The following is a 2,202-nucleotide window of genomic DNA, read 5'->3' as shown; positions in this document are numbered from 1 at the left end:
ATTATAGATAAATTAGCATAGCAGGTTCGGTAGAACCATTATTAACAATAACTGTTTTCTTGTAATTTCAGTTGTTGTTATCCCCTGTCTTCTCCATTCATAGGTGATATCCGATAATATATCTTGAAATTATTCATCTATTCCAGCCTTCAATAATTTCACTATCTGAACCAGCTTAGATATATTCTGTTCTTCTATCTTCAATGCTTCCTGTGACTGGCTCAAATCCTCCTGATTTATCTGCCATTTTCCTGAAAACTTATCTTGTGTGAAAACTTCGAGAGACTTATCAAAACATTCGATCGATCTCTGCAAATTCTCCCATCGTTCCCCTTTGATTCGATCGAAATAAGCCAAACCAAGATTGTGTTGGAGCATCGCCCAATGTTCGGAGAATCTTGGTCTAGTATAGATTTCCAGAGCATGGTAGAAACAATCAATAGGTTCGCGCTCGTTATTTTGTTGTAATTTCGCTGTAGAGCTTCTCTTTATCCCCTCAATTTCCCCATGCTCGACACACAATTCCTCAAATCCTACTTGCCAATCGGGATGAACCCACTCAATTTCTGGTCGAGATACTCGTAGCTGCTGACAACTATCGAAAATAATTTGAGGAATATTCTGCATCGCCACATCGATATATATCGAAGTTCCAGGCACACCAGCGTATTCGCCTAATGTCACTGTCTCACCAGATGGCAACGTCAAAAAAGTTAACTGGAGATCGTCGAGATCGTCATAACCATCAAAGATCGGCAAACCGAGATGAGCGACTAAAAGTGCGATCGAAACACTGAAAAACGCGGCATATTCATGTGCCGGAGTGACTTCTTCAAATCGCACGCGCCGACTAGCTCTCGGCATTTGACTGTTCATCAGCTATATAGACCGGATCGAATTGATTGCAATAGTTTATCGTTACCTTAATTTTAGCGTACCCATCTTCGTTCCGAACGCCCTCTCTGTCGCCCGACCAGTAAGCGAATTTGGGATGATAGGAATCTACCTCTACCAGTGTTGTAAACTCAATCCCGCTCTTTTGCGTTTGGAGATCGCTTAACAATGGCAATCGATTCCAATAGGCTTTAACTTTGGGGATATCGCTACCCATATAATTTCTCGGTGGGCCGCCCCAGAGTTCTTGGCTGGCTATTTGTTGTCTAGCAACATCCGCAGTTTGACTAGAAGATTTTTCTCTATGATAAATTTGCCGCTCAGTCACGTCACTCTGTGGTAAATCGCCTTCGCCATCGTAGCATAGGGTCAGATCGATCGATCTTTCTAGGACAAGCTAATGAGATCGAAATGTCTACAATCCTTACTTGCATGTCCTCAATACGATCGATAATAGTCAATAAAGTAATTTGATTTTGGTAGTTACGACCCTGAAGTTTTTATTTGAAAATAAAGCCTAATGGCGGGTTGTGTGATTGAGCGCGAATGCTAATCTAACTTAGAAGCTCTAAGCTTGATCGAGAGCCTATTTCCACTCGAATCGATCGATATTCCTTCACTTAAACTTGTTTTCACCCGATCCCCTGTGCTCAAATGACAGTCAAAACACTTGTTGCTACTAATCCATACTTGCAAATTAATAACCAAGGGCAGCTTGTTAATTTTGAACTGAATCGATCGCAGCATATCCTCGGCCGCGATCCGCAGTTGGCCGATTTGTGTGTACCCGATCATTGGCAACTGATTTCCCGCACTCAAGCAACATTGCGGCAAGATGGCGAAAATTATTATATTTTTGATGGCGATGGTACCACCCCAAGTGGCAATAGATTGTATCTCGATCGAGTATTAATATCACCGCAAATTGGCTGTCTGCTCACGCATGGGATGTCACTAAATATCGGCTTAGATCCCGCTTCGACGATCCGAGTCACCTATATCAATCCTCAGGCTGGCAGTATAGTTCCGATCGGTTTAGAACCTAAATCTGTTTCGCTCAAGCAAAAAAATATTAGCTTGGGGCGAGATACTGCCTGTACGCTCCAACTCGATGCGCCGACGATTTCGCGTACCCATGCCACGATCGATCGAGATGGGGCTGGTAGATATACCCCTCTTCTATCACTCTAGGAGAGATAAAATGAATAAAAATTCAATTGTCATGAGGAGTTAAAAGCACAACTACAGAGATTAACATAGGCAATCAACGTATTAAAACTCTGCTCCAAAAGTAGATTGCCAAAAACA

Annotated in this window: 3 protein-coding genes; 1 reads left to right on the top strand and 2 read right to left on the bottom strand. The window is 42.3% G+C overall.

Features of this window, described 5'->3' with window-relative positions:
- Nucleotides 1–129: 129 nt before the first annotated feature.
- Complete coding sequence (locus RMO27_RS07460; protein ID WP_309731003.1) at nt 130–876, bottom strand: hypothetical protein; 747 nt, start codon at nt 874–876, stop codon at nt 130–132.
- Complete coding sequence (locus tag RMO27_RS07455) at nt 851–1,222, bottom strand: hypothetical protein (RefSeq protein ID WP_309731002.1); 372 nt, start codon at nt 1,220–1,222, stop codon at nt 851–853. The genes RMO27_RS07460 and RMO27_RS07455 overlap by 26 nt, the downstream gene beginning before the upstream one ends.
- A 326-nt stretch (nt 1,223–1,548) precedes the next feature.
- Here RMO27_RS07455 and RMO27_RS07450 point away from each other — a divergent pair, with 326 nt between their 5' ends.
- Nucleotides 1,549–2,085 (top strand): FHA domain-containing protein, encoded by a 537-nt coding sequence (locus tag RMO27_RS07450; protein ID WP_309731001.1) that lies wholly within the window; start codon nt 1,549–1,551, stop codon nt 2,083–2,085.
- Nucleotides 2,086–2,202 lie beyond the last annotated feature (117 nt).

It is taken from the genome of Chamaesiphon sp. OTE_75_metabat_556 (assembly GCF_031378165.1).
Lineage (GTDB): Bacteria > Cyanobacteriota > Cyanobacteriia > Cyanobacteriales > Chamaesiphonaceae > Chamaesiphon.
This window is presented reverse-complemented; position numbering and strand designations above follow the sequence as displayed.

Coding starts and splice junctions, on each gene's coding strand:
- RMO27_RS07460 (WP_309731003.1), bottom strand. CDS start 876: ATGAACAGTCAAATGCCGAGAGCTAGTCGGCGCGTGCGATTTGAAGAA.
- RMO27_RS07450 (WP_309731001.1), top strand. CDS start 1,549: ATGACAGTCAAAACACTTGTTGCTACTAATCCATACTTGCAAATTAAT.